General features: G+C 40.7%; 17 protein-coding genes and 3 pseudogenes. 8 read left to right on the top strand and 12 right to left on the bottom strand.

Annotated elements, in window-relative coordinates; all coding sequences use genetic code 11:
- Positions 1-67: 67 nt before the first annotated feature.
- Positions 68-709: an endonuclease III domain-containing protein gene (locus HUK49_RS07280; protein ID WP_191913220.1), complete on the top strand. Its 642-nt coding sequence runs from the start codon at positions 68-70 to the stop codon at positions 707-709.
- On the opposite strand, the pseudogene HUK49_RS07275 reads toward HUK49_RS07280, so the two are convergent.
- Positions 698-1,530 (bottom strand): annotated as a pseudogene (locus HUK49_RS07275) (glycosyltransferase family 8 protein). The gene HUK49_RS07280 and the pseudogene HUK49_RS07275 sit on opposite strands and share 12 nt — an antisense overlap.
- 71 nt (positions 1,531-1,601) lie before the next feature.
- Between HUK49_RS07275 and HUK49_RS07270 the strand changes: the two are divergent.
- Positions 1,602-2,258 (top strand): HD domain-containing protein, encoded by a 657-nt coding sequence (locus HUK49_RS07270; protein ID WP_191913219.1) that lies wholly within the window; start codon positions 1,602-1,604, stop codon positions 2,256-2,258.
- Positions 2,259-2,303: 45 nt separating this feature from the next.
- On the opposite strand, the gene HUK49_RS07265 is transcribed toward HUK49_RS07270, so the two are convergent.
- Together HUK49_RS07265 and HUK49_RS07260 are read right to left on the bottom strand one after the other, a co-directional pair.
- A complete protein-coding gene (locus tag HUK49_RS07265; RefSeq protein ID WP_191913218.1) occupies positions 2,304-2,933 on the bottom strand; it encodes a hypothetical protein in 630 nt (209 codons plus the stop codon).
- Positions 2,930-3,808: a DegV family protein gene (locus HUK49_RS07260; protein ID WP_102169344.1), complete on the bottom strand. Its 879-nt coding sequence runs from the start codon at positions 3,806-3,808 to the stop codon at positions 2,930-2,932. The genes HUK49_RS07265 and HUK49_RS07260 overlap by 4 nt, the downstream gene beginning before the upstream one ends.
- A 213-nt stretch (positions 3,809-4,021) precedes the next feature.
- Between HUK49_RS07260 and HUK49_RS07255 the strand changes: the two genes are divergently transcribed.
- On the top strand, positions 4,022-5,710 hold the full coding sequence (locus tag HUK49_RS07255; protein WP_191913217.1) for an Rqc2 family fibronectin-binding protein: 1,689 nt from the start codon (positions 4,022-4,024) through the stop codon (positions 5,708-5,710).
- A gap of 82 nt (positions 5,711-5,792) precedes the next feature.
- On the opposite strand, the gene HUK49_RS07250 is transcribed toward HUK49_RS07255, so the two are convergent.
- The 5 genes from HUK49_RS07250 to HUK49_RS07230 all read right to left on the bottom strand — a co-directional run bounded on the left by HUK49_RS07250 (position 5,793) and on the right by HUK49_RS07230 (position 11,260).
- On the bottom strand, positions 5,793-8,282 hold the full coding sequence (locus HUK49_RS07250; protein ID WP_191913216.1) for an ATP-binding protein: 2,490 nt from the start codon (positions 8,280-8,282) through the stop codon (positions 5,793-5,795).
- Positions 8,282-9,364: a carbamoyl phosphate synthase small subunit gene (locus HUK49_RS07245; RefSeq protein ID WP_102169341.1), complete on the bottom strand. Its 1,083-nt coding sequence runs from the start codon at positions 9,362-9,364 to the stop codon at positions 8,282-8,284. Before HUK49_RS07245 ends, HUK49_RS07250 begins: the two co-directional genes overlap by 1 nt.
- A 131-nt stretch (positions 9,365-9,495) precedes the next feature.
- Positions 9,496-10,413 carry an RluA family pseudouridine synthase gene (locus tag HUK49_RS07240; protein WP_191913215.1) on the bottom strand — a complete coding sequence of 306 codons (918 nt, stop codon included), beginning with the start codon at positions 10,411-10,413 and terminating at the stop codon, positions 9,496-9,498.
- Positions 10,410-10,862: a signal peptidase II gene (gene lspA, locus HUK49_RS07235; RefSeq protein ID WP_102169339.1), complete on the bottom strand. Its 453-nt coding sequence runs from the start codon at positions 10,860-10,862 to the stop codon at positions 10,410-10,412. The genes HUK49_RS07240 and lspA overlap by 4 nt, the downstream gene beginning before the upstream one ends.
- Positions 10,863-10,864: 2 nt before the next feature.
- Entirely contained in the window at positions 10,865-11,260 is a 396-nt protein-coding gene (locus HUK49_RS07230; RefSeq protein ID WP_191913214.1) for an EbsA family protein, read from the bottom strand.
- Between the two features lie 39 nt (positions 11,261-11,299).
- On the opposite strand from HUK49_RS07230, the gene HUK49_RS07225 reads away from it, so the two are divergent.
- Positions 11,300-11,689 carry a ribonuclease HI family protein gene (locus tag HUK49_RS07225; protein WP_191913213.1) on the top strand — a complete coding sequence of 130 codons (390 nt, stop codon included), beginning with the start codon at positions 11,300-11,302 and terminating at the stop codon, positions 11,687-11,689.
- Positions 11,690-11,809: 120 nt separating this feature from the next.
- Positions 11,810-14,344 (top strand): M1 family metallopeptidase, encoded by a 2,535-nt coding sequence (locus HUK49_RS07220; protein WP_191913212.1) that lies wholly within the window; start codon positions 11,810-11,812, stop codon positions 14,342-14,344.
- 213 nt (positions 14,345-14,557) lie between these two features.
- On the opposite strand, the gene HUK49_RS11295 is transcribed toward HUK49_RS07220, so the two are convergent.
- The 3 genes from HUK49_RS11295 to HUK49_RS11285 all read right to left on the bottom strand — a co-directional run bounded on the left by HUK49_RS11295 (position 14,558) and on the right by HUK49_RS11285 (position 15,868).
- A complete protein-coding gene (locus HUK49_RS11295; protein ID WP_235981047.1) occupies positions 14,558-14,770 on the bottom strand; it encodes an IS3 family transposase in 213 nt (70 codons plus the stop codon).
- Positions 14,771-14,776: 6 nt separating this feature from the next.
- Positions 14,777-15,292 (bottom strand): DDE-type integrase/transposase/recombinase, encoded by a 516-nt coding sequence (locus tag HUK49_RS11290; RefSeq protein WP_328797264.1) that lies wholly within the window; start codon positions 15,290-15,292, stop codon positions 14,777-14,779.
- Positions 15,293-15,568: 276 nt separating this feature from the next.
- On the bottom strand, positions 15,569-15,868 hold the full coding sequence (locus HUK49_RS11285; RefSeq protein WP_235981045.1) for a helix-turn-helix domain-containing protein: 300 nt from the start codon (positions 15,866-15,868) through the stop codon (positions 15,569-15,571).
- Positions 15,869-16,142: 274 nt separating this feature from the next.
- Here HUK49_RS11285 and HUK49_RS07210 point away from each other — a divergent pair.
- Positions 16,143-17,116, top strand: a pseudogene (locus HUK49_RS07210) (IS30 family transposase); the annotation flags it as partial.
- Between the two features lie 90 nt (positions 17,117-17,206).
- Positions 17,207-18,433 (top strand): annotated as a pseudogene (locus tag HUK49_RS07205) (ISL3 family transposase).
- Positions 18,434-18,668: 235 nt separating this feature from the next.
- Here the strand turns inward: HUK49_RS07205 and HUK49_RS07200 are convergent.
- Positions 18,669-20,384 (bottom strand): mucin-binding protein, encoded by a 1,716-nt coding sequence (locus HUK49_RS07200; RefSeq protein WP_328797263.1) that lies wholly within the window; start codon positions 20,382-20,384, stop codon positions 18,669-18,671.
- Positions 20,385-20,649: 265 nt separating this feature from the next.
- Here HUK49_RS07200 and HUK49_RS07195 point away from each other — a divergent pair, with 265 nt between their 5' ends.
- Complete coding sequence (locus HUK49_RS07195; RefSeq protein WP_191913210.1) at positions 20,650-22,476, top strand: LPXTG cell wall anchor domain-containing protein; 1,827 nt, start codon at positions 20,650-20,652, stop codon at positions 22,474-22,476.
- Positions 22,477-22,794: the final 318 nt, after the last annotated feature.

The raw sequence follows: 22,794 nt of genomic DNA, 5'->3' as shown, positions 1-22,794 counted from the left end.
CTTAATCCTACCGCAAAGTTCGGTTTAATGATAAATTAAAGGTATCATCGTGAAGAGGAGAAGGAGTATGAAGCTTACCATTACGGAATTATATGAAAAGATGCACCAAAATATGGGAGATTCCGGTTGGTGGCCCGCTGAATCAAAAGCTGAGATCATCATTGGTGCAATCATGATTCAAAATACCAATTGGCGCAACGCTGATAAGGCTGTTGCCGGTTTTCGAAAGCAAACTAATTTTGATCCTAACCAAATCCGTCAGTTAACTACTGCAGAATTATACGATCTCGTTCGGCCAGCAGGTTTCTACAAGAATAAAAGCCGAGCAGTTGCGGCTGTCTTTACCTGGTTATCGCAATATAATGACGATTACCGACAGGTTTGCCAAGCTTTGGGGCCAACATTGCGGAAAGAATTGCTTAAACTTCACGGAATTGGTGATGAAACCGCTGATGTCCTACTCACCTATATCTTTGAACAACCAACATTCATCAGTGATAAATATGCCCGAGTATTATTTACCCAACTTGGCATCCCTAACCTTACTAACTACCAAAGTCTCGCAAGGCAAGTCAAACTGCCTGCTAACTTCACTAGTGCAGCCGCCCAAGATTTCCATGGTTTAATTGATGAGTTCGGTAAGGTCTACTTTCACCCGCTTACAAAGTTTCAAGAAAGTTTTCTCGCTGGTGATCGGCTAATCCTGTAAACTTGACTGGAGTTTTGCTGTCATGTGGAAATACTGTTTATATAAGGCCGTCAGTCTTCCTGAGTTTTTCGTTGGTAACCACGGCTTTTCACGGCCACAATAATGCAAAATCACTGTATTTTTGATCACCCAATCAAGATCCCATTCACCAAGCGATATTGTTTCATAAATTTTTCCGTTACGGGTATCAAAGTTATATAATTGGTCAGGAATTGTTTTGATCCGTTCACTATAGAGTGCATTTAGAACATCCTGATCGGGTAATAGCAAAATGTGGCGGCGGATGTAATCAAAGATTTGATTTGCATCAACCTCCTGACGCATCAAATCAAGATTCATTAAGAGCACCCCCGAGTTATAATAACCATCTGCCCCAAAGTTCTGTAAACGAATCTTATTAATTACGTCAGTAGTATTCGTTAAGCTGGCATGGATTGGATTGCTGACGCAAAGAGGTTATTGCCCAATGCGGTATTATATAAGGGTGAAAGGTCATTAATACAAAGTATGTCAGCATCCAGATACAGGATTTTATGGAGAGCCTGAGGAAGCATTTGGTGAGCTAACAATCGGTAATAAATCGTGGTTGGATAGTGATCGGTTACTGGGGCATTTTCAAATAATGATTGTTTGACCATTACTGGATGGTACGTCATCTTTAACTGCTTACAAAAAGCTGCTAATTCTGCTTCCTTCGCTAGCCGCTTTTTCTGTAAAACATAAATGTTGAATTCTTGAGACTTGGTGTTTAAATGAATCGACAGTAAGACGGTTTCTAATTGTTGAACAAAATTGTCATCAATCGCAAATAATAAGTTCATTATGAATTTCCTCCAAACACTCCTGATTATATCAATTATACTAAATTAAAATACTGGAAAGGATTGATTTGATGAATCAAGAACAACAACTAGCGGCAGTTAAGCAATTTACGGTTAATAAACTCGCCAATGATCGGACTGGTCACGGGATGGACCATATTAATCGAGTTGTAAAAAACGCTGCCCGAATTGCTGCCGGTGAGGATTACGATCCCTTCCTCCCCCAAGTAGCAGCTTATCTTCACGATACTGTAGACGAAAAGATTGTTGATAGTGTTATCGCTGCTCAAAATGAGGTCAAGGAATTTCTTCAAAAAATCGAAATGACAACCGAGTACGTGGATACCGTGATGGAAACAATTGATAACATCTCGTTTGCTCATACACTGGAGGGACATCAGATTCAGCTTAGCAAAACAGCCCAAATTGTCCGGGATGCTGACTGGTTAGATGCAATCGGGGCAATTGGAATCACCCGTGCAATCTATTATGGCGGTGCTCATGGCGAGACTATTTATGACCCGAAAATCAAGCCACGGGAAAAGATGAGTAAACAAGAATATCGCAATCTTGACGACGAGACAATTATTAATCATTTTGATGAAAAGCTTCTTGGATTAAAAGACAAACTTTTTACGCCGACTGCACGCACCATTGCCGAACACCGACAACAAGTAATGCTTGATTTTCTTCATGAATTTCATCAAGAATGGGACGCTAAAGCATAAAAAACATCCCTGTAGTTAACACAATTGTTAATTACAGGGATGTTTTTATTTTTGATTATCCTGATCTTTTTTCTTCTGTTTTTTACCCATGTCAATAATTACCGAATCGTTTGAAGACTCATGGTTTGTTGAACTAGGCAACCATTTCTTCCCGAGACGTAATAATAGAATACTAATTGGCGGAACCAAGAATGCATAGCAAAGCCCCGTTAGCAAAGAAGTGGGTAATGCTAATCGAGCAATTTCAATCATTCCATTGCTACTGCCAGTTAATCGCCAACCGACAATTAAGTAGGCAAGTTCTAGCAACACCAGAATGATCAATCCACTGCTAATCCCAATAGTAATCATTTGTTGATGACGTAATTCTTGTGAAGTCGCCTGTTGCCACCTAACTACCCAGCCACTAAAAAGAGTAGCTAAAGCAGTGACCACTACAGTTAACCAATCACTTTGGTTGAACCCTAACAAAATTAATTGGGAAACGACCATTAACAAAGCGGAATTCAACATTCCTAACAATGGGATCGCTGCAATTGCTAGCAAAGAGGTCACCGGAGCAATAACTGTTCCGCTCGGCAATACGCCATGAAGGTTTAGCGGTGACAACAGACAAATCGCTAGTAGGATAACTAGCCAAACGATAACGTGAAATAAACGAACTCTCTTCATCATGATAAAGGCTTCTTTTCTGTATCTTGCAGCCAAGCAAGTGCTAATGCTCCCTGACCCAAATGAACACCAATTACCGGGCCAAAGTAAGACAATTCAAATTTAATATCAGGATGTTCTTCCTGTAACTTGGTCATCCATTTTTCTCCTGCTTCTCTAGCATTAGCATGAAAAACAATTGCCCGTACAGGATAATCGAGTTTTTCAATCGACTCATTGAAAAGCTGTTCACACCGGGCCTTTGCCTTCTTCATTGACCGAACCTTTTCAAAGGCTTCAATATCATGGTTAGGATTATCAAAAGAAAGCAACGGTTTAATCCTTAAAATCGATCCAACAAAGGCGGATGCGTTTGATAATCGTCCCCCACGCACTAAGTTTTGCAGGTCATCAACAACAAAGACATCATGGAACGTATCCCGTAACTCGGTTAATTTCTTTATAATTTCGTCAACGTCCGCTCCTTGCTTAGCCAATCGTGAAGCTTCAATTGCAAGGTATCCCATTAACTTAACCGTGATTCCAGAATCAAAGGGAACAATCTTAATTGTATCTTTCATTTGTTCTGCAAGCTGAGTAATATTGTTGAGAAATCCTGAAATAGTCTTTGTAAGGTGAATACTAATCGCAGCATCATAGCCATCGTCAGCAAGTTTCTGGTAAAGTTCCATCATCTCACCAATTGAGGGCTGAGAAGTACTGGGGAAAGTACTAGCCGTCTTTAATTGATCATAAAATTCCTCGGTGGTGATATCAACACCTTCACGGTAAGTCTTACCATTGAGGATGAACGGGATTGGTACCACATGAATATTATTGGCTGCGATCTCCTCTTCAGAAAGATAGCAGGTACTGTCAGTTACAACAGCTATTTTCATTAATACTACCTCCATTGGAATGTTGTTATTAATGATTAAAGAATAATTGCATAATATAGGTATTTTAACAACATCGTAATAGATATAGAATACCACATCACTGTACAGAAACCAATAATCCTAATCCTTTGAATTGTCCATTTAGTAAAACAAACGGTATAATAGTGATCGCTATGAAAAATCGTTTAATTAAAACAAAGGAGGAACTAACTAATGGCATTTGATGGTTTCTTTACCCATGCAGTCGTCCACGAATTAAATCAGACCCTAGCGACTGGACGAGTAGCTAAAGTTAACCAACCTTACCCTGCAGAATTAATTATGACCATCCGCGCACATCGGCATAATTACTCTCTGCTTCTTTCAGCCAACCCGACATATCCACGAATGCAAATTACACAAATTGCCTACCAGAATCCCGCAGTTCCCAGTAATTTTGCAATGACTATGCGTAAATACCTTGAGGGGGCAATTTTAGAATCGATTGAGCAAGTCGATAATGACCGGATTATTAAAATGAATTTTAAAACCCGGGATGAATTGGGAGATCAACAACGACTTATCCTGGTGACCGAAATAATGGCCCGGCACAGTAATGTTTCATTAGTTAACGAAAAGACCAATAAAATCATCGATACAATTAAGCATGTTGGTTCCGATCAAAACCGTGTCCGCCTGCTTCTCCCTGGAGCAACCTTTGTGATGCCACCGAAACAAGATAAGGTCAATCCATACCTTCCTAATCAAATCTATACGGATCTAATTCGTGAAGACCTCGATGAAAGCGAATTGGCTAAGCAACTTCAAGCACGTTACCAAGGATTAGGTCGCCAGTCTGCTCAAGAACTAGCTCGTGAACTTAAGGCAAGTTCCGATTTGCCAACGACTTATCACACTTTTTTGAAGCGGTTTGAAAATCCGGATCCCGTGATTTATGACGACAATAATGGAAAACGGCAATTTGCGGCATTTCCACCAAGTAACATTAAAGAAGAGCAGCTTACCCATTATGATACCCTTTCTGTAATGCTTGATGCTTTCTATGCACAAAAAGCAGAACGGGACCGGTCTAAAGAATTAGCTGGTCAGGTTCTTAAAGTGCTTCATAATGAACTAAAGAAGGACCGCCGTAAAGTCAAGAAGCTCAACCAGCAACTTGAGGATGCAGCAAAAGCAGATTACTACCGGATTCGTGGTGAAATTTTGACGACTTATTTAGGGAAGCTGACTGCGGGGATGACAGAAATTACCCTGCCGAACTTTTATGATGATAATAAACCACTCAAGATCAAACTTGATCCAGAGCTTTCCCCTTCACGAAACGCCCAAAAGTACTTTACTAAGTACGACAAGTTAAAGACGTCGGTTGATTATGTTAAGGAACAGCTAAAACTTGCCAATGACGAAATTCGCTACCTTGCAAATATTGAGAGTCAAATTGACCTTGCTTCACCAGCTGATATTCAGGAAATTCGTTTAGAACTTCAGCAACAAGGTTACATTAAACAAAAACGACAGAAAAGTAAGAAACGGCGAAAAGTTAGGGTAAGTAAGCCGGAAGAATTTCATACTAGCAACGGGACAACCGTTCTTGTCGGGAAAAATAACCTGCAAAACGATCGCCTTAGCTTTAAGTTTGCCAACAAAAACGATATTTGGCTTCACGTTAAGGATATTCCTGGTTCGCACGTCATTATTCGTGATAGTGATCCGGATGACCAAACACTGCTTGAAGCTGCTCAACTTGCTGCCTACTTCTCAAAGGGACGCAATTCTGATAACGTTCCTGTTGATTATCTGCCCGCTAAACGTCTCCACAAACCAAATGGTGCTAAGCCCGGTTTTGTGATTTTTACCGGTCAGAAAACATTGTATGTTACACCACATAAACTAAAAAATTAATCTAATGTTAGATTGAAAATGAGGATTCAAAGCTCGTTAACCCCGGTCTTTGAATCCTCACTTTTTATAATTATGTAATTTTTTAATCCATAAATTGGATCTCAGCACCGATAATCTTATTTGGACCAAGAATTTCTTGAGGCTTCATCTGGAGCGACTCAACTGGAAAAGTGGCACGATAGGTCACGGTTCCTGTTGGTTGCGTGATTTCAGTATCAGCAAGATTAAAGCTCTGATCACTAACAACTCTTCCCAGAAGCGCTGGAAGATTAATCCCTAGTGATTTTGAAAGGAACGCTACTTCCGGAAGGCTAATTGATTGAACTGTTAATGCTTTATATTCCAGTCCATCTTGCTCAAAAATTACCTGATAAAAGCCTGGCTTCGACTGCTGCTCAACTACCTCACAAGCAGTAGCCTGCATTTTCTTTAACTCCTCATCTTTGATTGCAGCCGGTAACTGTAAATTAACCATCTCGTAATCAAAATTAGTGGCAGATTGTAAAGCTGCGGTTGAAGCGAGAAACTTTTCATTTTTCCCGTCCCAGAGGTAATCAAGTGCTACTAACTGGTTAGAGCGTGGTTGCAAATTGCCTAAACGGTCATCTGGCAAGGTAATAACTTTGCTTTGCAAATCATATTGCTTTAACGTTTCTAAGAGATTGGTGTAACTAGCGGGAATGAAAATTAACTGTGGCTGATCGATCTCAACAACCGAAAGAACATTCTCAGCTGATGCGGGTTCAATATACCGCTTGTCGGCAATTAATGTGTTAAGGGTCACAGAACTTGGATTACAATTCATAATAATTGTGTGGAAATTCTGTCGTTGAAGCTGCATCATCATAGAAGCAACAAAAAAGTCCCCAGCATTACTAAGTCCCAATCGTAAGCCACCCGTGCCGATAAATAAAGCACTTGGTTGTGGCAATGTTAATGCTTCATTTTCATCCTCATAGGCCGAATAAAACGTCTGGGTATGTTGATCAAATTCACCAGCAGACGGTTCAACTTCCTTATACTTCACTGTAAGATTATGATCCTGCATCATTTGGTAAATTTGTTTAGGAGTCGTTTCCCAGAGCTTAGCAATTAACTGGTTGCTTAATCCGTTGTGCTTAGCCTTAGCTAAAACCGGCTCTTTTCCTGGATGTTCAATCAATTCGGTTATAAGTTCCTTCATCTTTGCTAGTTGATCAAAATAAAAGGGATCGATCTTAGTCATTTCAACTAGTTCGTAGGCGGTATAGCCACGTTGCATCGCTTCCAAAAGAGAAAATAGCCGTTCAGCATGTGGATGGACTAGCCGATCAACCAATTCATCATCAGATAACTTTGCCTGCGATTGGAGGTGAAAGTCAGTTGGCTCATGATACCGCGATTCAATCGCCTTAAATAACGCTTCCGCTGGGCTTCTGCCAATGCCAAAAACTGTCCCAACAGATTTCTTTTCAGTCCCCAATAATTGCTTTTGCGCTTGTTCCGGACTAAATCCCCAAACGGGTACCCGTGCCGCAATATGATCCATTGCTGGTTCAATTAAGGCCGCATGTTTAGCAAATCCCGGGCCTAAATCAATCTCCCGCAATGTTTTGCCTAAATATAACTGGGCGCTCACCATCGCTACTGGATAGCCAGTTGACTGAGCGACAAAGGACACCATCCGGTCAAAGTATGAACTACTCTTAATGACATAAAAATTATCATTAACTGGATCTAGGGCAAATTGAACGTGATTAACCCCAACAATCCGTAATTTTCGGGTAATCGCAAATGCAGTATCCCGCATATCCTGGATTTGGCGGTCAAGGAGCGTCTGCACGGGATTAAAGGCAATCGAATCACCAGCATGAATCCCAATCGGATCCATATCCTCAACTATCCCGAGCATCATCATTGTTCCGGATCGATCACGCTGAACAACCACTTCAATTTCCTTATAGCCAGCAAGACTTTGCTGAACGTAAACCTGCTCTGCTCGCGATTGACTTAGGCACTTGCTGACAGCAGCAGCTAACTCACTTTGGTCGTGAACGATCTGCCGGGTACTTGTAATTTTAGGTAACACGGAGCGAATAATTACCGGATAACCAAGTCGCTGAGCTTCTTCTAGTGCATCGGGATAATTATTAACCGTAACGATCTTCTTCATCGGCGCACCCATTTGACGGAGAGTTCGCTCAAGTAACACTGGGTTATTAACTTGACGCACGGTTGCTTCCGGTACTCCAAGAAGTTCAATCTCCTTTTTTCGCAAAATTCCCTTTTCAAGCAACTCCTGCGTAAGAAGAAAAGCTTGCCGATTACCTAATGTCGGCAGGATTGCCCGTGGTTGGTATTTTTCGATCAATTCAATCAAATGGTTAACGGTCAATGGTCCAATTGATGAATGATCGATCACGGAAGAATCATTCAGGCTATAAGAAAATGGGTTATTGTCCGCTAAGATAGTGATAACACCAGCTCGACGAAGGTAGGTTGCTAGCTGATAAGTTGCGGAATCAACTTCATCCCCATGCTGAATATTGTTCGGACCAGCGCCGATAATCAAAATTGATTTTTTATTTGTCACTACCGTCGTTCCTCCTTCCGCTTCATCGTGTCAATAAACTCATCAAATAAGCCATCTGTTTCATCTGGTCCTGGTGCACCATCCGGGAAGAATTGGACAGAGAAAGCCGGAAACTGCCGATGACGCAACCCCTGAACGCTACTGTCGATCATATCAGTATACGTAACGAACAATTTTGACCGATCGACTGTACTCCAATCAACTGTATAACCTTCTGATTGGTTCGCATAAACAATGTGATCAGTAATGATTTCCTTAATTGGGTGATTCATCCCGTGATGCTCAACACCAAGCGGCATTACCTGAGCGCCATTAGCCAACGCAAATAGTTCATGGCCAAGGCCAATTCCGAAGAGCGGTACTTGTTCCTGAACTTTTCGGATCATTTCCAGGACCGCTGACTTCACATAATGCGGATCGCCAGGACCACTTGAAAGGACTACCCCGTCAGGATCAAGCCGTAAAATTTCGTCGGCAGTCGCGTTATATGGCAGAACAGTGACATTGCACTTTCGCCGACTCAGCTCCCGAAGGATCCCGTTCTTTAAGCCAAAATCAACCACAACCACACTCATTCCAACTCCAGGATTAGGATATGGTTTAGGTGTCGAAACCTGGGCGACCTGCTGATTCGTCAAAACAGTCGCGTGAAGCTGATCAAATGCATGATCATCCGGAACTGGAACAATACTCCCCTTCAGCGGTTTGCCAGCATCCCGAAGTTTATGAGTGATTGCCCGAGTATCAATATTAGTAATTCCCGGAATATTCATTTGGTTTAAATATTGATCCAGGGTTAATCGACGGATATTATCGGTTGCTACATTCGATAACGAGCGAACAATTACCCCTTTAATAGTCGGGACAATTGATTCATAAATATTCCGTTGGATCCCGTAACCGCCAATATTCGGTTGGGTAAAGGTTACAATTTGATTATCGTAAATCTGGTTAGTAATAATTTCCTGATAACCCGTCATGCTTGTATTAAAAACTACTTCACCAAAGGTTACTGCTGGTGAGCCAAATCCATCACCTTTAAAGATGGTTCCGTCTTCAAAAATTAGGTAGCGTGCTGCCACAGTGCTCACTCCTTTTTTCACCGCATTTGTTTCCTTAACTATTATATAAATGATCGGAAATGTTTCAAAGAGCTATTAAATAAAAAGCCTAGCAAATTTTAAAAATAGTTTGCTAGACGTTTACCAATTCACTATGAAGGGCGATCCGTTTTTTCTAAGCGAGCGATCTTTTTTTGAAAATACTCCGGGAGCGGCGACGTAAAGGTCATCTGCTTACCTGTCCGAGGGTGCTTAAACCCTAACAACCGTGCATGAAGATACTGACCGTTACCAGAAAGTGTTTTCCGTGGTCCATATAGTGGATCGCCTGCTAGTGGGTGCCCAATATACTTCATGTGAACACGAATCTGGTGTGTCCGTCCCGTTTCTAACTGGCAGCTGACCAACGTATAGTGCTGAAAACGTTCTAAAACCTTAAAATGGGTTACCGCGTGCCGACCATCTTCAACCACTGCCTGCTTTTTCCGATCCTTCTTTGATCGACCAAGCGGCGCATCAATCGTTCCACGCTCTTCCTTAATCACACCATGAACCAGGGCGACGTATTCCCGTTCATTAGTCTTTGCTTTTAGCTGAGCAGCTAATGAGCGGTGGGCGAGATCATTTTTAGCAATCATTAATAACCCAGAAGTGTCCTTATCAATTCGGTGAACAATTCCTGGACGAAACTTGCCGTTAATTGTCGACAATGGCGAATGGTAAAGAAGAGCGTTAACTAGGGTATGGTTGGGATGCCCTTGAGCCGGGTGAACTACCATCCCCTGTGGCTTATTAACGACAATCACGTCATCATCCTCATACACAATGTCTAAGGGAATATTTTCTGGCTCTAAGTCAATTTTCTGTGGCTTTTCCGGCTGAACAACAACCTCGTCGCCAACAGCAAGCTTGTACTTTGGCTTAACGGTCTCACCGTTGACGGTAACGTTACCGTCCTCGATCCACTTTTGGAGTTGTGAACGGGAGATATCGGTTAGATGGTGGGCAAGCTCCTTATCAATTCGCCCAGTCATTGCTGAATCAATCGTTAACTTCAACTCATCTGTCACTTTTCATCATCCTCACGAAGCACAATAATAATCAGCATAATTACCCCAATCGTTAGGCACATATCCGCAATATTAAACACCGGGAAATTAACTGGTAAAAATTCAAACATATCAACGACATAGCCTTGAAGCAAGCGGTCAATAAAGTTGCCAATTGCCCCTGCCAAAATTAGACTCAAACATAGTAAAATCTGGTGACGTTGACGAAAGCGCCAAAAACAGTATCCAATTCCCACAATTACAACAACCGTTACAATGCTGAAAAATAATTGCTGACCCTGAAACATACTCCAAGCAGCTCCATAGTTATGGAGGTTAGTTAAATCCATAATCCCAGGAATAAAGTGTTGACTGTGATTCAACGCAATATTAGTGCTGACCCAAATTTTCAGCCATTGATCAAGACAGATTAAAGCAAGGATCAATAAGAGGTAACTAAAAAAGATCATCCCTACTGTTCCTCCTTTAAGTTGCTCAACGCCAGTTTCAGTCGCCGAATAGCCTTATTTGAAAAGGCAAAGTTAAATACTTCCCCATTTACAGTAAAACTAACCGTATGTTTAGTGAACCGTGACTGACGAATATCAGCTAATGGAATTACTAAATAGTCTTTTTGCAAAACTCTGCTAAAGACCATTTTACTTGGAGTAATTAGCACGGTCCGCCGAAAGATTCCCAAAAGCGTTACAATAATAAAAAGCAAAAAAAGAAGGGCTGTTAACCACTGGAAGTGAGTAATCTCAAGCCAGACAACTAGACCAGCGATAAAAATCAAGAATGTCCAGCACCAGCTAATAATTGTCGTGGTAAGGTTAGGTTGGTAAAAATAACGAGTTTCTTCTTCCATAAAGTAAAGTTTTCCTTTCAATTGGGGTGAATTAATTTTATGCTAAAAATATATACAGATGCTGCAACTAAGGGTAATCCCGGACCAACAGGACTTGGAATCCTAATTATTAATCAGCACCAACAGCAACAACTCTCACAAACTCTTGAGTCCGCAACAAACCACGAGGGTGAATTTGCGGCAGCGATTGCTGGTTTTCAGTACCTAGTTGACCATTATGACCATCAGGAAACAGTTTTATTCTATACCGATAGTCGGTTATTAAGCGATGCAATTGGTAAAAATTATACTAAACATTACCAATCGCAATTAAAACAGTTAAATCAGCTTCTTAGCCAATTTACAACGGTGGTTACCCAGTGGATTAGTGAGCACGAAAATCACGGTGCCCATCATCTAGCCAATCAAGCTCTCCAACAACTTGAATGAAATCGCCCACTATTATAGCAAATTTTAGGCTAAAATGCTGTCTTATTCAGCTAAGAACCAAGTTACGGTATAATGGTAAAAGAATTTGTTAAAGCAGTTAAGTAAAGGACTGGTGAATTTATGTCAACAATTAAACGTCTTTATGAAAAGTTTCAACCTTCCCACTACGATGTCTTTATTGATATCGATCGGGAAAAGAAAACCATCACTGGTAACACAACCATTACGGGAAATGCAAGTGAGCCCCAAATCAGTGTTAACCAAAAATTCCTCACAATCTCATCCGTCCAAATTGCTGGTGAAGATGTTCCCTTCACAGTAAATAACGATGATGAAACGGTAAATATTACCGTACCGGAAACCGGAGAAGTTACCTTAACAATTAATTACTCTGCACCATTAACAGATACAATGATGGGGATCTACCCTTCATACTACAAGGTTAACGGTGAAAAGAAGCAAATCATTGGAACCCAATTTGAGACTACCTTTGCTCGTCAAGCGTTTCCCTGTGTTGATGAACCCGAAGCCAAGGCTACTTTTAGTTTAGCAATTAAATTCGATGAACATCCGGGAGAAACCATCATCGCTAACATGCCAGAAGATCATGTTTCAGCTGGCGTACACTATTTCCAGCAAACTGTTCGGATGTCGACCTACTTAGTCGCCTTTGCTTTCGGTGAACTTCAATCCAAGAAGACAACTACTGAAAGCGGTGTTGAAGTCGGTGTTTTTGCTACTAAGGCTCACCAACCAAAAGAATTAGACTTTGCTCTTGAGATTGCGAAAAAAGCAATTGAATTCTACGAGAAGTTCTACGAAACCCCGTACCCGCTTCCTCATTCATGGCAATTAGCACTTCCTGATTTTTCCGCGGGCGCAATGGAAAACTGGGGCTTGGTAACTTATCGGGAAGCGTACCTCCTTCTCGATCCGGACAACACTTCATTAGATATGAAGCGGCTTGTTGCTACCGTTATTACCCATGAACTGGCTCACCAATGGTTTGGTGATCTGGTCACAATGAAGTGGTGGGATGATCTGTGGCTCAATGAAAGCTTTGCTAACATGATGGAATACGTTGCGGTAGACGCAATTCATCCTGAATGGAAGATTTGGGAATTGTTCCAAACTTCTGAAGCACCAATGGCTTTACAACGTGACACTACTGATGGTGTTCAACCAGTTCACGTTCAAGTTAATAATCCGGCTGAAATTGACGCCTTATTTGATGGTGCGATTGTCTACGCCAAGGGTGCACGGATGCTTGTAATGGTTCGGGCATTAATTGGCGACGATGCTTTACGCGAAGGGCTGAAGAACTACTTTGAAGCTCATAAGTACCATAATACAACTGGTGCGGATCTCTGGGACGCTCTTGGGAAAGCTGCCAACCTTGATGTTGGTGCCATCATGAAGTCATGGCTTGAGCAACCCGGTTATCCAGTTGTCGAAGCAAGCGCGGTTGATGGGCTGCTCCAACTAAGCCAGCAACAATTCTTTATTGGTGATGGTCATGATAATGGTCGTTTATGGCAAATTCCATTAAATGCCAACTACAAGGAAGCACCGCAAATCATGAAGGAAAAAGCCATTAGTCTTGGTAATTATCAGGACTTACGGCAGCAAAATGGCAAACCATTTAGACTCAACGTTGGTAACAATTCACACTTTATCGTTAAGTATGATCAAACCTTAATGAACGATTTACTTGAACATCTTGATGACTTAAATGCGATTGATCAACGACAACTACTTCAAGATTTCCGGCTCTTAGCCGATGGTCAACAATTATCCTACGCGGACATCATTCCGCTCCTGCCGCGCTTTGCGGATAGTCATTCCGAAATCGTTAATACCGCGCTTTATGCAATTGTGAATAAGTTAAAGCAATTCGTAACTCCCGGTAACGCAGAGGAAAGTGCCCTAAAGAAATTTGTGAACCAATTAAGTGCCAAGCAGGTTAGTCGACTTGGCTGGAAGCCACAAAGCAATGAATCAAATGATGATCAATTAACTCGGCCAATCGTCTTAGGAGCTGCACTCTATGCAGAAAATCCAGAAGTAATTAAGGCTGCTCATGAAATCTTCACTAACAACTATCAGCGGTTAGAAAAGCTCCCTGCTGATATTCGACCATTAGTATTGCGGAATGAAGTTAAGCATTACGGAAGCAAGGAACTCTTCAACGAATTGCTTGAAGATTACCGGGAGACAACCGATGCTAGTTATAAAGTTGACTTAAACGGTGCAATTACTAGCACTCCAGATAATTCATTAATCACCGAACTAATTAATGAATTTGAAAACGCTGATACAATTAAGCCCCAAGACCTTCGTGGCTGGTACCGCAACGTTCTTGCAAACAATGCCGGTCAACAAGCAGCTTGGGATTGGATCCGCAATGATTGGGATTGGCTTGAGAAGACTGTCGGTGGTGATATGGAATTTGCGACCTACATTACTGTAACCGCGAATGTATTCCATACTTCAGCCCGTCTAGCAGAATTCAAGCAGTTCTTTGAACCAAAGATTGATACCCCAAGATTAACCCGTGAAATCAATATGGACATTAATGTGATCGAAAGTAAGGTTAACCTGATTCAAGCCGAAAAGGATGCCGTTGTTAAGGCTCTTCAATCGGCCACTCGTTAATAAACTAAGATCATTTAAAAAGGAAAGGGACTGTGACATAAGTTCCTAATAATAAGCGGAGTTAGATGAAATCTTCGGATTTCATTTAACTCCGTTTTCCTTTAAAATATGTATTAGTAAAAGAAAAAGACACCGACCAACCTGTCGATGTCTGACATGTACCCATAAAGTTGGAAGCTGAATATTTCAACTGAAAAACTGAATAATAATTTCTTAGGCAACTAAGCTTTGCTCATACTGGAGTGGAGTTTGGTTGCCTAATTTTGTTTGGATGCGTCTTTCATTGTAGAAGTGGATCCACTTTTCAATGGCCTGGATTAATTCTAATTGGTTACGATAACTTGTGTCAGGGGCAATTTCCGCTTTTAACTTACTAAAAACTGTTTCACAGGCTGCATTATCAAGGCAAGTAGCTCGGTGTGACATGCTTTGTCAGATGTGACCTTTCCGTAATAAATGGCGCCAAGCCTTGTGTTGATACTGCCAACCCTGATCGGTATGAAGGGTTAATTGATAACCAGTATGTGGTAGCTGCATAAGCAGCTGTTTTAATGGAGCCAGTGAGAAATGGAGATTGGGATGCAGGCCAAGGGACCAAGTTAAAATCTGGTTGGTTGCCAAATCTTTAATAATTTCTAGATACACGGGTTTCTGATTCTGAGCCTTAAATTCCGTGACATCACAGACTATTTTTTGATACTTACGATCGCTCATAAAACGACGACGAAGTTTATTTTTGGCCTTTTTACCATTCGGTCCTTTAGAAGAATCATACTTGCGAACTCGGCGATTATACTTCGTGCACTTCAGTCCCATTTCATGCATCAAGCGCTGAACGCGCTTATGGTTGGGCATTTGCTTGCCAATCAAACGGTAATACTCGCGGACTTGAGCACTCAGCTGACGAACCCCATATTCAGCTTCAAAGTGCTCGAAGAGCCCTTTGATGACCTCTTTCAGTTCTTCTTCATCCTCATCCGGATGTTGGAAGCAGTTTTGCCAGTATTAGTAAGTTGACATTGAAATGGGGAGCGCCTCAATCAGGTTCTTTAATAGGTACTTCGCCTTGAGCTCATAGATTACTTGCGCGATTTCTTTGTTGGATACTTTCTCAAGGCTTGTAATTTTTTTGAGGCGTCGAGTTGTATCTTTAATAATAAGTTTTCTCTTTGTAGGGTTTGATTCTGCTTTTGGAGTTGATGCAGTTTGTTGGATTGATGTTCGTCATGACGATTGACCATTTTTCGTTTTCCTTCCTGAGCGCAATCGCAGTAAGGCTTGTGGTCCTTGCTTATTGTAAAGACATTCCCATTGATATACGGAACCAGGAGAACGATAAGCAAAGTGAATGCATGTCTCGGCAATTGACGCCAGATTAGTTTGTTTCCACTTTACCAAATTCACTCGAAAATCCCCAGTTACAACTGGCGGATGAAGTAGTACTTCCTTACCAAATCGTGCATAAATTCCCACTAAAATTTGAAAATCAAATCTGGCAATCCCGTATTTCTTAGCTACAGACATTAAACTGTCTATGCCTTTCGCGTACTCTTGAATCGCCTTAACCTTAGTATTGATACTGATTTTTGTTATAAAAATACCCCCAGAGTTGATTTCCAACTCTAGGATACACGTCAGTCTTCAAAATACCGGGTATACACTTTTTGGTATTGATGAAAAATCAATACCAGTTTTTTGTGGCGAATTTACAATTGAAATGTAACACAAAGTAAAAAAATAAACCCATACCGGGTAGAATATGTTTAACGACCAAATCAAACAATTCGAGGTACCCGGTATGAGCTATAAACATCTTACTATAAAAGAACGTGAAATGCTTATGTTTTTACGAGCTAAGGGGTTATCTATCCGGGCTGTTGCGTTACGGCTGGGACGAAATCCAAGTACTATTTCACGAGAATTAAAACGTTGTGCAGGTAATTATTCCCCAAGTAAAGCAGAAAATGACTATCATCAAAAGCGGCAGAATTGTCATAAGAAGCGGCTATTAGACAGCCATCCACAACTACGCCGTCAAATTGTTCATTACATCTTAGATCTGCACTGGTCACCAGAGCAGATTACCGCTCGCTTTAATAAGGAACATCAATGGTGTGTTAGCTACAACTCCATTTACCGTCATATCTATCAACACAATTTAGGTGAGAAGTACTCCTCACGTGGTGATACCGGTATTCAGCGCCATCTCAGACATAAACATCGGACTCGGCATTCAAAGAATACTAGACGACATCGAGCAGTACAGACGGACTATATCTCAATTCATGAGCGCCCTGGTTTTATCAACCAGCGTCAACGTATAGGTGACTGGGAAATCGATACTGTGATTGTTACTTTATCCTTTTAACAGTTGTCGATCGGCTTAGTCGGCTTACTCTTATCAAAAAGGTTGCGCAAAAGGACTCGCAGGAGATAAATAAAGGCTTAGTTGAACTGTTAGGGGCCATTCCTAAAGAATTTGTTCATTCTATTACACCAGATCATGGGACCGAGTTTCTTCATCTTGATGAAATCAGCGAAAGGTTAGGTGTTATTGTCTATTGGCCTGATCCATATTCCCCCGAACAGCGTGGAACAAATGAGAATACAAATGGATTAATCCGGGAATATTTTCCCAAGCGAACAGATATTGATAATTATACAGAACAGGACGTTGAACAGTGCCAAAAGCAGTTAAATCAACGTCCGCGCAAGGTGTTAAACTATGAAACCCCATATGAAGTATTTTTTGACAAACCGTTGCACTTAGTTCGACAATTCGCCGTACACAAAAAGGACAACTACTGCCCTCGTGTTGTACAATCAATTCACCACAAAAATCATATAAAGAAAGTTATACAGATATCCCTAAATAATTCTATCCTAAATCTCCTCGGAATTGAAGACCAAAACATTAAAGATCTTAATGTTGAAACGACTTCGAAAAACAATGATCAGCTTAAAGTAATCCATGCTTCCTTATCTTATCCGGTGTCACGCTATATAAATTATGGATTTAAAATTGTGGTCAAAAATGGCTTTCGTAAAACTCATCTTCGCTTAGCTAGTCTTAATGGCATGCGGTATGAAATGATCCTGGCCAAGCAACGTTATTACTGTTCCAATTGCCAGACAACCTTCGGTGCGACAACTGATTTAACTAAGCCCAATCAGACCCTTACTCGAAAACTCAAAAGTCAAATTATGCTATTTGCTCATGAAGGTATGAATGGCGAGCTAATCGCTCGCCTCTGTCATTGCTCGCCCAGTAGTGTTCGGCAGACGATTATCGAACGCGTTAAACCACATTATCGGATGGCCGTTCTTCCTAAACACCTCTGCTTCGATGAGTTTCGTTCGACTAAGTCCATCGTGTCATTTATTTGTTGTGACAGTGAAAGCCACCAACTAGTGGTTAAACTTCACAATCGGCTTTCACCATCGATTATTGATTACTTTGAAAATCATCGTTATAGTCAAACCGAACGAGCTCTCGTTATCGACCTCAATGCCCAATACCAGAGTTTTATTTACCGTCTATTTCCGAATGCCCAAATCATTATTGATCGTTTTCATATCGTCCAATTGGCCGGCTGAGCTTTAGATAACTGTCGACTTAATATTCTTAAGTTCTTAGATAAACACAGTCGCGAATATAAAATCATGAAAATTCAATGGCGTTTATTTCATCTTAAGCAGACCGAGCTTCACCCTGAGAAGCCTGTTTATCTCTGGGAGATAAATGAATATATGACGAAGCAAAACGCCGTTGACTTAATCACCAGTAAATTCACTGACTTTAAGGGCGTTTACCAAACATATCAAGCAATTACTCAAGCCCTTCGGGAGCGTGATCCCAAACTTCTTCAAGCGGTTTTACAAAATTACCAGACTACCAATACTGAAATGGATACCACGATTAACACCCTTAGGAAGAACCAACAAGCGGTAATTAACAACACCAAGTATGAGTTTTCGAATGGTCCATTAGAGGAAATTAATTGGAAAATCAAAACTCTTAAACGAACCTGTTATGGGTTTGCCAATCAAAACTTCTTCTTTTTAAGAATTGATTGCCTATTTGCATAAAAAATACCACCCACATTTCTGTGAGTGGCATCGATATCCATCAATACCAGTTGACAGATACCCCATTTTGTTAGTTCTTAACTATTATAAAGATAACGTGCGAAATAACTACAGAGCTAGTGTCTAACTACGAACGCTAGCCGTGCCCACTATCGTTCTAGGTTAGCCATACATCCTGTCAAGAAAGTTATTTCTCACTCATTTGTTTAGCTTGGTTTCGCTCTTAGTTAAAATACTATTTCTCGCGTTTTTTCTTCATCCCAGCTAAACCAAAGATACCTGCAAGGGTTGCAAATGCAAACCCAAATAAAGAATTATTATTTTGATCATTACCAGTTTGGGGAAGAACATTAGCTTTTGATTTTCCTTTTATTGGAATCTGAACTAATCGATGTGAGGCAAAGTGTTGATTTGTAACATGTTGGATTACCTGTTCAACTGGTTTATTTTTCGGCTGATCATCAGTTACCTGCTTGTCACCACTACTTGTTGGTACTACTGGTTTAATAGGTTCTGATGGTTGATTATCCTTGACGTATTCAATTTCAATATTTTCGTTTTGAGCACTAGGAACAACTATTTCAGTTGGCACAGTAGTCTGACTAGCTATATAACCATCAATTTCCGGCACAGAATATGTTGGCCATTCATTACTACCATTAGCTTGCCAACCACTATAAGTTACCTTGCCAGTAACCGCATCAAATGTTGCAGTCCGTATAAATTTAACCGTTTGAGTAATTACCTGTCGTTGTCCATCAGGTAATTTAACAGTAATGATCCGCATTACCTCTTTTGTTAGGGATTCCATCTTTTCATAAGTAGTTGATGGATTACCCGGAACTTTGCCAGTTGGAATATCAGTCGTAGGAGTTTCCGGAGTAACAATAATTGTACCATGTTCAACCTGGATTACCACAGTTGGAATACCTTCTGCTGTTGCTGTAACAGTCTTTGGAATTTCTTGACTTGGAACTAGCTGCCAGCCTGCTGGAATTTCCGGTTTAACTGCTACTGCCTCTCCAGTCTTTCCGCTAAGTGGACTTGTACTAATTTCATTACCTTCTTTGTCTTGGTAAGAAATAATACCACTTTGTTCATTAGCTGTATAAGTAACCTCGATAGTCTCATCTTTTTGACCATTCTTAACTTCAACAGCTGGAATTACTTCTTCACTTGCGGTGTAGCCCTTGACTTCTGCTGGAACAAATTCGCTCCAATTTGCAGTTGACCATGAACCATAAGTTACTTTACCTGTTACATCATCGTAACTCGCGTCACGGTATATCTTCGCAGTTTGAACTTCTGTACTCTTAGTTCCATCTGGGTTAATTACATTGATCGTCCGAGTAATTGCTTGGTTCAAGTCATTTTCATGAGCTCCATCAATTTCTTTACCCGTTGGTGTCTTTTCACCTTCTGGAACTGGATTATTATGATCAACATTGGTTGTCCCATGCTTAATCATAATTAAAGTAGTCCCATTATCAACAATGATTTCAGTAGGTACATCACTTGGATCACTTGCTACCCAACCTACTGGAATTTCAGGAGTAAATGGAAGTTTTGTTCCTTTTATATGACCATCAATATTAACTGAACTAATTACATTATTATCGGCATCCACGTAGTTAATAGTTTGGCTACTATTTTCCAAAGTAAATGTTGCTGTTGAACTAAAGTCAATATTGTAATTTGGATTTTCATGACGAATCTTATTGATTACATCTCCACTAAGCTCGACATCATAAGTCCCAGCTTCAGTTAATTGAGCTGGATGACCATCTTTACTGAATACAAAATCACTCGCTGTTAATCCAGTAATAGTTTGTTGTTGTCCATTTAACACTACAACTGTTGCTAGTGCTAACACAGCTAATTCCAGCGCAATTGCTTCAAACTCTGCTGCTGTTAAGAGTGATGCAGATACTACTGTACCTGCTTCAAGCACCACAACTGAACCAAAGGCTGCTACTTCAGAAGCTGCTCAATTAACTAGCCAAGCTAAGGGAATTACTGATAACACTGCTACTGCTTCGCAAAACTTAAGCAATGCACAAACAACATTAACTAGTGCTTCTGCTAATGTTAAGAGTGCCACAACTGCTTACGAAGCTGCTAAGAGTGCTGCAGACGTCGCTTCAAAGAACGCTAACAAGGCTGCTGAAGATTACACTACTGCTAAACAAGCTGCTAAGGATGCACAAGCTGCTGCTATGGCCGCTCAAAAGAAAGCAAATGAGGCGGGACAAAGCTTTAATACAGCTTCTGATGCCTTAGTTGCTGCTAAGAAGGCTGCTAAGGATGCACAAGCTGCCGCTAATGCTGCTGGCAAAAAGCTTGAAGTAGCTAAGAGTACTTTAGCTAATGCTAATAAAGCATTGAATGATGCTCATGAAGCTAACGTTGCTGCTATTAAGAGTTACAATGATGCTAAGAGTGCGCTAGAAAAAGCTGAACAGCTTGTTAAGGGTGCTCAAGATGCAGCCGACCAAGCAAAGAATAATGTAACTGCTGCTCAAAACGGTTTGGAAAATGCTAAGAGTGCCGCTAGTGCATATACTGAAGCTCAAAATAACGCTAATAATGCAGGAGCAAAACTTGAAGATGCAAATTCTGCTCTTGCTAGTGCAAATACAGCTTTAGATGCTGCCCACGAAGCCAATGTTAATGCTATTAACAATTACAACGCCGCATCAAATGCTGCATCAAATGCACAAACTGCTTTTGATGATGCAAGTAAGGAAGAATCTGATGCTAAGAATAGTTTGACCAGTGCACAAAATGATCCGCTCTACCAATACAAGAATGCTGCTGATAGTGCTAATACTGATAGTGCGTCTGCTGCCAAAGCCTTCAACGCATATATGGATGCTAAGCAGGAAAACATCAATAATCCAAGTGAGTGGAATGATGAAGCAGAACAAACTGCTTCTGAGGCATATGACAAAGCAAGTAAGAATGCTGCTGATTCTAAGCAAGCACGTGAAGAAATTTTCAATAATGCTAACCACGAACTTCAAAAAGCAATGAGTGCATGGCGTCACGATCCAAGTCATGAAAACGCAGTTGCTCTTAATAAAGCTAAGAGTGTTGTTGATAATATGAAGAACTATGATACTTACTTGGAGAAGTTCAATGCTTACATGGATGCTAAGCAGGAAAACATCAATACTCCAAATGAGTGGAATGATGAAGCAGAACAAGCTGCTTCTGACGCATTTGATACGGCAAGCCAAAAAGCTCAAGCTACATTTGATACAGTTAAGGCTGTTGAAAATGCCCAAACTGCATACAATAAAGCTCAAGAAGCTGTGAAGAAAGCTAATAATGATCTAGAAGCTGCTCAACAAAACCTTAAGGCTGCCCAACACCAAGTAATTGTTGCTCGTAACAACTCCAAGAAGGCCGCTAATGATGTTAAGGTTGCTAAGGCTAATGTTGCAGCTGCACAAACTGCCTTTGATGAAGCTCGTAATGCCGAAACTAAAGCTGACGAAGCTGCTAAGGCTGCTAATGATAAGTTAGCTACAGCTACTAAAGCTTACGATGATGCTGAAAATGCTCTGACTAAGGCTGATGAAGCTGTTAAGACTGCTCACCAAGATGTTCTGAATGCTAACCAAAACTTAAAGGATGCTCAAGCAAACGTTGAGGCTGCCCAAAAGGTTGTTAACGAAGCTGCTGCTAACGCTGCTAAGGCTTCACAACTTCTTGAACAAGCAAATAACTTGCTTAAGAACATTGATTGGAACCAAAATGCTAACAACGATTCAGATAACAATAACAGTGGTTCAAACAGTACTAACGATGATAACATCATCACTAACAACAATGGTTCAAATGTAAATAATAGTAGTAGCCATGCTGTTAACAATGGTTTAGTTTCTGAAAAGGTTGCAGTTAAGAGAAACAATAATAATGATACTAAGGCTGCTACATTACCACAAACTGGTAACGAGAATGCCTCAGCTATTGTTGCATTAGGTGCTGTTTCTGCAATGTTCGGTCTTGGCCTTGCTGCTAAGAAGCGTGAATTCTAATTACCTCCTCCCAAGATAACTAGAACTGACTTTAATTGTTCGTACTGATAAGGGAAAAGCCTCAAGCACTAAATTCTTCGCTTGAGGCTTTTCTTGTGCTCGTATACAAATAATAAAGTTGGGATATAATTATTTAGAAGGTACTAATATTTAGGAGCAGGATATATGGAACGTAATTTACAAGAGATCATTAATTCATGGCAGATTGTAAAATTTAAGTTGAACATTTAAGTAGACAGAAAAACCCATCAAGGTCTTTAATGGTGTTACCACAACATTCCATTAGAAAGAAGGACCTTAATGGGCACCACTATTTTA

The sequence above is a fragment of the Limosilactobacillus portuensis genome (assembly GCF_014838735.1).
Classification (GTDB): domain Bacteria; phylum Bacillota; class Bacilli; order Lactobacillales; family Lactobacillaceae; genus Limosilactobacillus; species Limosilactobacillus portuensis.
The sequence above is the reverse complement of the archived record's forward strand: the minus strand, read 5'-3'. Positions and strand labels throughout refer to the sequence as shown.

Coding starts and splice junctions, on each gene's coding strand:
- HUK49_RS11285 (WP_235981045.1), bottom strand. CDS start 15,868: ATGTCTGTAGCTAAGAAATACGGGATTGCCAGATTTGATTTTCAAATT.
- HUK49_RS07225 (WP_191913213.1), top strand. CDS start 11,300: ATGCTAAAAATATATACAGATGCTGCAACTAAGGGTAATCCCGGACCA.
- HUK49_RS07255 (WP_191913217.1), top strand. CDS start 4,022: ATGGCATTTGATGGTTTCTTTACCCATGCAGTCGTCCACGAATTAAAT.
- HUK49_RS11295 (WP_235981047.1), bottom strand. CDS start 14,770: ATGTCACACCGAGCTACTTGCCTTGATAATGCAGCCTGTGAAACAGTT.
- HUK49_RS07270 (WP_191913219.1), top strand. CDS start 1,602: ATGAATCAAGAACAACAACTAGCGGCAGTTAAGCAATTTACGGTTAAT.
- HUK49_RS07220 (WP_191913212.1), top strand. CDS start 11,810: ATGTCAACAATTAAACGTCTTTATGAAAAGTTTCAACCTTCCCACTAC.
- HUK49_RS07280 (WP_191913220.1), top strand. CDS start 68: ATGAAGCTTACCATTACGGAATTATATGAAAAGATGCACCAAAATATG.
- HUK49_RS07230 (WP_191913214.1), bottom strand. CDS start 11,260: ATGGAAGAAGAAACTCGTTATTTTTACCAACCTAACCTTACCACGACA.
- HUK49_RS07195 (WP_191913210.1), top strand. CDS start 20,650: ATGGCCGCTCAAAAGAAAGCAAATGAGGCGGGACAAAGCTTTAATACA.
- HUK49_RS07265 (WP_191913218.1), bottom strand. CDS start 2,933: ATGATGAAGAGAGTTCGTTTATTTCACGTTATCGTTTGGCTAGTTATC.
- lspA (WP_102169339.1), bottom strand. CDS start 10,862: ATGATCTTTTTTAGTTACCTCTTATTGATCCTTGCTTTAATCTGTCTT.
- HUK49_RS07260 (WP_102169344.1), bottom strand. CDS start 3,808: ATGAAAATAGCTGTTGTAACTGACAGTACCTGCTATCTTTCTGAAGAG.